Consider the following 7867-nt stretch of genomic DNA (forward strand, 5'->3'; position numbering starts at 1 on the left):
AGATCGCGCGCGATCCGGGGGCGTGGCACGCAAGTGCGTGGCTGAGCCGCACGGCCGACCGTCTCGCGCGCGAGCTCGGTTTCGCGGGCAGCCTGCCGCAGACGCTGATCGAGCGCGACATGCGCGACCTGCTCGCGATCTGGGGAATCGGCGACAGCCTGCTGTCGCTTGCCGAACTGGCCACGCGCGAACCGGTCGCGCGCCGTGTGGCGGCGGTGGTGCGCGCTCGCGTCGCCCGTGCGGATTTCACGCGGCTCGAACAGACCTGCGACGCGGCGGCCCGCCTGTTGCGCGGTCGCATGGCCGCGCGCGACGGCGACGCGGCGCAGGCGTTGCTGAACGGCATCGTGCTGCTGCGGCGGATCGCGGACGCAACCGCCGAGCACGGCGGCTTCCTGCGCGGCCGCCGCGATTGAGCGGCGCGAGTCAGGTGAAGCGAGTCAGGTGAGGCGGTACGACGGACCGGGCATCACCTCGGCCGGCAGCGGCTCGCGGTTCAGTTCGAGCAGCGTGCGCTCGATCTGCCGCGTCATCGCGTCGAGCGCGAGATGGTTCGGCCCGTCGCCGAACGGCTCGGCGATCGCGTGGGCGATGGCGTCGAGCGCGATCAGCGTATAGGCGACGAAAACTGTTACGAAAGGTGTCGCCGCGCCGATCGAATCGACGAGGCCGAACGGCAGCAACACGCAATACGCGTAGATGGTCCGGTGCAGCAGCACGTCGTATGAAAACGGGATCGGCGTCGACGCGATGCGCTCGCAGCCGCTCACCATCGCGACGAGATCGTCGAGGCGCGCATCGAGCATCCACAGCCGCGTGTCGGCGAGCTGGCCCGCATCGGCGCGCGCGGCGAACGCTTCGCGCAGCGCGTGCACGATGACGACCGGGCGAAACCGGGAAGCGGCGACGCGCGCATAGGTGGCGCCATCGAGCAGCCCACGCAGGTCCGCGGCCGGGTCGCTGCCGCGCAGTTGATGCTTGAGCGTGTAGACGAACGCGACGACCGTGCGCACGAACGCGCGGCGCGATGCGTCGTCACGGTCCACCGCGCCGTAGCAGAGCGCCTGCGACACCAGCGTGCGCGTGGCGGTCAGCACGCCGCCCCACAGCTGCCGGCCCTCGCGATAGCGTTCGTAGCTGGCGTTGTTGCGAAACCCGGCGAAGATCGCGAGCGTCAGGCCGATCAGCGTGAACGGCGTCGGATTCAGCGGCACCTTCTCGCCGAGCACGCGGCCGCCGCCCCACACGGCGACGAGACTGATCGCGAGCGTCAGCACGAGCTGCGGCAGGATGGTCGGCAGCACCGAGCCGTTCCAGACGAGCAGCATCCGCAGCCAGTGTTCGCGCGGACGAACGATCATCGGCGTGCTCCGTCAGGCGGCGATCGAGGCCGGCGCGGCCGCGCGATGCAGCAGCACGGGCACCGATTTCGACGTCGGCGTGTTGCACACGTCGCCGACGCTGTCGAGCGGCACGAGCGGATTGGTTTCCGGGTAGTACGCGCCGATGCAGCCGCGCGGGATGTCGTATTCGACGAGCAGGAAGCCCGCCGCGCGCCGCTCGATGCCGTCGTGCCACACGGTTTCCATGTCGACCCATTCGCCGGCTTTCAGGCCGAGCATCGCGAGATCGTCGCGGTTGACGAATACCACGCGGCGCTGCCCGAACACGCCGCGGTAGCGGTCGTCGAGCCCGTAGACGGTCGTGTTGTATTGATCGTGCGAGCGCGTCGTCATCAGCGTCATCAGCCGTTCGCCGTGCAGCGCGCGGGCACGCTGGATCGGCGTGTCGGTCGGCAGCGCGTGCGCGATGAAGTTCGCCTTGCCCGTCGGCGTGAGCCATTCGCGGTCGCGCGAGGCCACGCGCAGATGGAAGCCGCCCGGCCGCGCGATGCGCGTGTTGTAGTCGTAGAAGCCGTCGAGCGTCGCCTCGATCGCGTCGCGGATCTTCGCGTAGTCATCCTTGTACGCGAGCCAGTCGATCTTGCCGCTGCCGAACAGCGCGTGCGCCATGTGCGCGACGATCGCGGGCTCCGACATCAGGTTCGGCGAAGCGGGCTTGTTCATCCCGTACGACACGTGCACCATGCTCATCGAATCCTCGACCGTCACGCCTTGCGCGACGTTGTCCTGCAGGTCGATCTCGGTGCGGCCGAGCGTCGGCAGGATCAGCGCGTCGCGGCCGTGGATCAGATGGCTGCGGTTCAGCTTCGTCGTGATGTGCACCGACAGTTCGCAGCGGCGCATGCCTTCCCACGTGCGCGGCGTGTCGGGCGTCGCCATCGCGAAGTTGCCGCCGAGGCCGATCAGCACCTTCACGTGGCCGTCGAGCATCCCTTCGATCGTCTCGACGACGTCGTAACCGTGATGACGCGGCGGTTCGAAATCGAACACGTGGCCGAGCCGGTCGAGAAACGCCTGCGACGGCTTTTCCTCGATGCCGACCGTGCGGTTGCCCTGCACGTTCGAATGACCGCGCACCGGGCAGAGGCCGGCGCCGGGGCGGCCGATGTTGCCGCGCATCAGCATCAGATTGGTCAGCATCTGCACCGTCGCGACCGAATGCTTGTGCTGCGTGATGCCCATTCCCCACGTCGCGATCACGCGTTCGCTGCGTGCATAGAGTTGCGCGAGCGCGTCGATCTGCTCGTACGGCACGCCGCTTTCCGCGGTCAGCGCGGACCAGCTTTCGGCGCGCAGATCGTCGGCGAACGCGTCGAAGCCGGCCGTGTGCGCGTCGATGAACGCGGTGTCGAGCACCCGCGGCGCACCGGCGGCGCGCGCGGCGTCGTCGAGTTCGAGCACGCGCTTGGCCATCCCCTTGATCAGCGCGAAATCGCCGCCGATCGTCGGCTGGATGAACGTCGACGCGATCTTGGTGCCCGACATCGTCAGCATCTCGAGCGGGCTTTGCGGATCGGCGAAGCGCTCGAGCCCGCGCTCCTTCAGCGGGTTGATCGACACGATCGTCGCGCCGCGCTTCGCGCACTCGCGCAGCTCGCCCATCATCCGCGGGTGATTGGTCGCGGGGTTCTGGCCGAAGATCAGCAGCGTATCCGCATGCTCGAAATCGTCGAGCGTGACGGTGCCCTTGCCGACGCCGACCGACGCCGGCAACCCGCGGCTCGTCGCCTCGTGACACATGTTCGAGCAGTCGGGGAAGTTGTTGGTGCCGTACAGGCGCACGAACAACTGGTAGAGGAACGCGGCTTCGTTGCTGGCGCGGCCGGACGTATAGAACGCGGCCTGGTTCGGGTCGGGCAGCGCGCGCAGGTGGCGCGCGATCAGCGCGAACGCGTCGTCCCACGCGATCGGCACGTAGCGGTCGGTTTGCGCGTCGTACACCATCGGGTCGGTGAGCCGGCCGTGCTGTTCGAGTTCGAAATCCGACTGTTCGAGCAGTTCGGTCACCGTGTGCGCGGCGAAGAAGTCGGGCGTCACGCGCTTGCTCGTCGCTTCCGCGGCCACGGCCTTCACGCCGTTCTCGCAGAATTCGAACGTCGATGCGTGCTGGCGGTCGGGCCACGCGCAACCCGGGCAGTCGAAGCCGTCCGGCTGGTTCTGGCGCAGCAGCGTGCGGTAGTTGCCGCCGGCGACCTTTTCCTTGATCAGGTTGATCGTGACGGCTTTCAGCGCGCCCCAGCCGGCGGCCGGGTGGGTGTACGGTTCGATGCGCGCGGTGGCGGATTTCTTTTTCATGATGCGGGTGTCGGGGTCGATGCGTGCAGAGTACGCGCGGCCTCCGTCCCGCTGTGTGTACACCTGTTCACTTCAAAAAAGAGTACAGTTTCGGCCATTCAGACAGTGCGGATCGCAACTGTGTTGCTGAAGGGAAGTTGAAAGGGAGGCGCGTGAAGCGTTACGAACAACTGGCCGACGATCTCCAGGCGCAGATCGAGCGGGGCGTGTACCGGCCCGGCGAGCGGATTCCGTCGGTGCGGCAGGCGAGCCGGCAGCAGCAGCTCAGCGTCACGACCGTGCTGCGCGCGTACCTCGTGCTGGAAAGCCGCGGCCTGATCGAAAGCCGGCCGCAGTCGGGCTACTTCGTGCGGGCGCGCGCGGCGGCGCCGGCCGAGGCCGAGCTGCATGTCTCCGCGCCGGCCGCCGAGCCGTCGGCCGTGGACGTGAGCCGGCTCGTGCTGTCGACGCTGCGCTCGATCGCGCGCGACGACGCGGTGCCGCTCGGCTCGCCGTATCCCGACGCGTCGCAGTTTCCGGTGCAGCGCCTCGCGCGCTATGCGCAGGCGATCGGGCGGCGCCGCACGCGCTGGGGCGTGATCGACGACCTGCCGCCCGGCAACCAGGAACTGATCCGCCAGATCGCGCGGCGCTATGCGGAGCGCGGAGTCGCGGTCGAGCCCGGCGAGATCGTGATGACGATCGGCGCGACCGAGGCGATCAACCTGTGCCTGCAGGCGGTGGCGAAACCGGGCGACACGATCGCGGTGGAGTCGCCGACCTTCTATGCGATGCTGCACGCGATCGAGCGGATGGGCATGCGCGCGCTGGAAGTCGCGACGCACCCGGGCGACGGCATCGATCTCGACGCGCTCGGGCGAATCCTCGCGAACGAGCGCATCGCGGCCTGCATGGTGATGCCGAACTTCCAGAATCCGCTCGGCTTCCAGATGCCCGATGCGCGCAAGCGCGCGCTGGTCGAACTGCTCGCGAAGCACGGCGTGCCGGCGATCGAGAGCGACGTCTATCACGAGCTGCACTTCGGCGATACGGCGCCGAGCGCGCTGAAGTCGTTCGATCGCGACGGACTGGTGCTGCATTGCGCGTCGTTCACGAAGAGCCTGTCGCCGCGCTACCGGATCGGCTGGGCGATGCCGGGCCGTTACCGCGACCAGGTCGAGAAGCTGAAATTCCTGAATACGCTCGCGACGCCCGCGATCGAGCAACTCGCGATCGCCGAGTACCTGAAACACGACGGCTACGATTTTCACCTGCGGCGCATGCGCAAGCAGTATGCGCAGCAGGCGAGCCTGATGAGCGCGATGGTGCGGCGCTTCTTCCCGGAAGGCACGCGGCTGTCGCAGCCGCAGGGCGGGTACGTGCTGTGGGTCGAGCTGCCGCCGCAGGTCGATGCGATGAAGCTGTACACGCTGGCGCTCGCGCAGCGGATCACGGTCGGGCCCGGGCACATGTTCTCGGCCGGCACCGATTACCGGCATTTCATCCGGCTCAACTACAGCTACCCGTGGTCGCGGCAGATCGAGGACGCGCTGAAGGTGCTGGGGCGGCTCGCGTCGGAGTGCGCGGCGCGGTGAGCGTTGCCGCCCGCCGGCACGGCACGCGGCGGCCGGTGGCCTGCCGCCATGGCCGGTATCACGCCGCGCGCGGCGCCTGCAACCCGGGCTGCGCGGCGTCGACCATCTGGCGCATGTCGAAGCCCGACGGATGCTGGTACACGCGCAGCCCGAACTCCGGCAGCACCGCGATCAGGTGGTCGAACAGGTCGGCCTGGATGGTCTCGTAGTCGACCCACGTCGTCGTGTCGGTGAAGCAGTACAGTTCGAGCGGAATGCCTTCGGCCGTGAGCGGCAGTTGCCGCGCCATGTTCGTCATGTCGCGGCGAATGCGCGGATGGCCCTTCAGGTAGTTCGCGACGTACGCGCGGAACGTGCCGAGATTCGTCAGCTGGCGGCGGTTCGCCGGGCACTCGCCGGCCGCGCCGAGCGTGCCGTTCCATTGCTCGATCGCGTCGACCTTGTCTTCGAGATAGTCCTTCAGCAGCGTCAGGCGTTCGAGCCGTTCGATCTCGTCGTTCGTGAGAAAGCGCACGCTCGTCGCATCGATGAACAGCGCGCGCTTGATGCGGCGACCGCCCGCTTCGGTCATGCCGCGCCAGTTCTGGTAGCTCTCGGTGATCAGTTTCCAGGTCGGCACCGTGATGATCGTGTGATCGAAGTTCGCGACCTTGACGGTGTTCAGCGTGATGTCGATGACCGTGCCGTCCGCGCCGGCCGACGGCATCGTGATCCAGTCGCCGATCCGCAGCATGTCGTTCGACGACAGCTGTACGCCGGCGACGAGGCCGAGCAGCGTGTCCTTGAAGATCAGCATCAGCACCGCGGACATCGCACCGATGCCGGACAGCAGCAGGCCGATCTGCTTGCCGGTCGCATCGCCGATCACGACGAGCGCGGCCGTGATGAACATCACGAGCTTGACCAGCTGCATCGCGCCTTTCAGCGACAGACGCGGCTGATCGCGTTGCGCGGTGCGGTGCGTGTGTTCGAGCGCGGACAGCGTCGCGCTGATGGTCATCGTCACGAGGAACACGATCAGCGCGAACAGCACCTTGTCGACCACCTGCGCGACCAGGCCGGGAATGCCGGACACCGCGCCGAGCCCGAGCTTGATCACGACGAACGGGACGATGCGGTTCAGCCATTTGAAGGCGCCGAATTCGAACAGCGCGTCGTCGACGCGCGTGGCGGACAGCCGCGCGAGCCGCGCGACCACGCGAAACAGCAGGAAGTGGACGACGGCGGTGATCGCGCCGGCGGCGGCGAGCAGGACGAGGATGCCGACGAGCGGCGCAAACCAGGATTCGTTCAGGGTCATAGAGGCGGACAGGGGCTTTCTCGTGCGTTGAATCGGCGCCGCGATGCGGCGCGCGCCCGATGAAGGGCACATGAAAGGGACCGTGATTGTGCCATCGGGTTCCGGACGCGTGCCGTGAAGGCGGGGCGATCGGCTCCCGAATCGGCTCACCATTGTGCAGGTGTCCTCTGCATTACGGTGAAGGCGAGCCGCGAATCGACATCACCGCAAGCCGGCGCGCGAGCCGGTTGCCGGACGCGCCATCCGCCAGCATGCAATCGGCCGGAAGCCATGACGGCACGCCTTTGCGCTTCGCTACGCGGGATCCGCGATCCATGCAATCATGCGGACGTCGCAGGCGTCGTCGGTGTGCTGCTCGCGTTGGCGTGCGGCCCATGCGGCCCGTCCGGCGACGGTGAGCGACAGGCGACACCGTCGCGCACCCGTTCGTGGCCCCCGCCACTCGACCTCACGCATTTCACCTATGCAAGATTCCAACGAAAGCCGTTCGTCACGCGTGCGGCTGCTGAAAGGCATCCTCCCGGTCCGCCGGGCGGCGGCGATGCGCGACATCTTCGCGGGCATGTCGCTCGCGTCGATGGACATCCCGCAGGTGCTCGGCTACGCGCGCATCGCCGGCATGCCGGCCGTTACGGGGCTCTATACGGTGTTCCTGCCGCTCGTTGCGTTCGCGTGCTTCGGCGCGTCGCGCCATCTCGTGGTCGCCGCCGATTCCGCGACCGCGACGATTTTCGCGAGCCGGCTGTCGTCGATGGCGCCGGCCGGCAGCGCCGACTATGCGGCGCTGGCCGGCATGGTCGCGTTGCTGACCGCCGCGATGCTGCTGCTCGCACGCATCTTCAAGCTCGGTTTTCTCGCCGATTTCCTGTCGCGCACGGTGCTGGTCGGCTTCCTCGCCGGCGTCGGCGTGCAGGTATCGATCGCGATGCTCGGCGACATGCTCGGTTTGTCCGTGCCGTACCCGGCGTCGCGCAGCCTCGCGCAACTCGACTACGTCGTCACGCACCTGGTTCATGCGCACCGGCCGACGCTCGCGCTCGCGGCGCTCGTCGTCGGCGCGATTCTCGCGTGCAAGCGGTTTCTGCCGCGGGTGCCGATGCCGATGATCGCGGTGGCGGGCAGCATCGCCGCGAGCGCGGCGTTCGGCTTCGCCGCGCACGGCATCGCGGTGCTCGGGCCCGTGGCGGGCGGCCTGCCGCCGCTGCGCTGGCCGTCGGTCACGTGGCAGCAGTTCCTCGATCTCGTGCCGGTCGCCGCTTCGTGCTTCGTGATGATCATCGCGCAGAGCGCGGCCG

The 7867-nt window shown here is 68.2% G+C and carries 5 protein-coding genes and 1 pseudogene; 3 read left to right on the forward strand and 3 right to left on the reverse strand.

All coding sequences use genetic code 11. The annotated features are described in order from the left end of the window. A pseudogene (locus JMF90_RS14435) lies at positions 1 to 416 on the forward strand (FUSC family protein); the annotation flags it as partial. 24 nt (positions 417 to 440) lie between these two features. Here JMF90_RS14435 and JMF90_RS14440 read toward each other — a convergent pair. Together JMF90_RS14440 and JMF90_RS14445 are read right to left on the reverse strand one after the other, a co-directional pair. Continuing rightward, positions 441 to 1361, reverse strand: coding sequence for a bestrophin family protein (locus JMF90_RS14440; protein ID WP_011547537.1), 921 nt, complete (start codon positions 1359 to 1361; stop codon positions 441 to 443). Between the two features lie 12 nt (positions 1362 to 1373). Beyond that, positions 1374 to 3698: an FdhF/YdeP family oxidoreductase gene (locus tag JMF90_RS14445; protein ID WP_012339851.1), complete on the reverse strand. Its 2325-nt coding sequence runs from the start codon at positions 3696 to 3698 to the stop codon at positions 1374 to 1376. A gap of 152 nt (positions 3699 to 3850) precedes the next feature. On the opposite strand from JMF90_RS14445, the gene JMF90_RS14450 reads away from it, so the two are divergent. Then, positions 3851 to 5272 (forward strand): PLP-dependent aminotransferase family protein, encoded by a 1422-nt coding sequence (locus JMF90_RS14450; RefSeq protein ID WP_011694771.1) that lies wholly within the window; start codon positions 3851 to 3853, stop codon positions 5270 to 5272. A 58-nt stretch (positions 5273 to 5330) separates the two neighbouring features. Here JMF90_RS14450 and JMF90_RS14455 read toward each other — a convergent pair whose 3' ends face one another. Next, positions 5331 to 6572: a mechanosensitive ion channel family protein gene (locus JMF90_RS14455; protein ID WP_011694770.1), complete on the reverse strand. Its 1242-nt coding sequence runs from the start codon at positions 6570 to 6572 to the stop codon at positions 5331 to 5333. Positions 6573 to 7035: 463 nt separating this feature from the next. Here JMF90_RS14455 and JMF90_RS14460 point away from each other — a divergent pair. Next, positions 7036 to 7867, forward strand: an 832-nt coding sequence (locus JMF90_RS14460) for a SulP family inorganic anion transporter (RefSeq protein WP_201325184.1), incomplete at its 3' end; no start/stop codon positions are given.

Origin of the sequence: Burkholderia sp. E168m23, from assembly GCF_016586125.1 — a bacterium.
GTDB lineage: Bacteria > Pseudomonadota > Gammaproteobacteria > Burkholderiales > Burkholderiaceae > Burkholderia > Burkholderia orbicola.

What these genes read in the sequence shown, in the direction of transcription:
- JMF90_RS14455 (WP_011694770.1), bottom strand. Translation starts at nt 6,572, where the DNA reads ATGACCCTGAACGAATCCTGGTTTGCGCCGCTCGTCGGCATCCTCGTC.
- JMF90_RS14440 (WP_011547537.1), bottom strand. Translation starts at nt 1,361, where the DNA reads ATGATCGTTCGTCCGCGCGAACACTGGCTGCGGATGCTGCTCGTCTGG.
- JMF90_RS14445 (WP_012339851.1), bottom strand. Translation starts at nt 3,698, where the DNA reads ATGAAAAAGAAATCCGCCACCGCGCGCATCGAACCGTACACCCACCCG.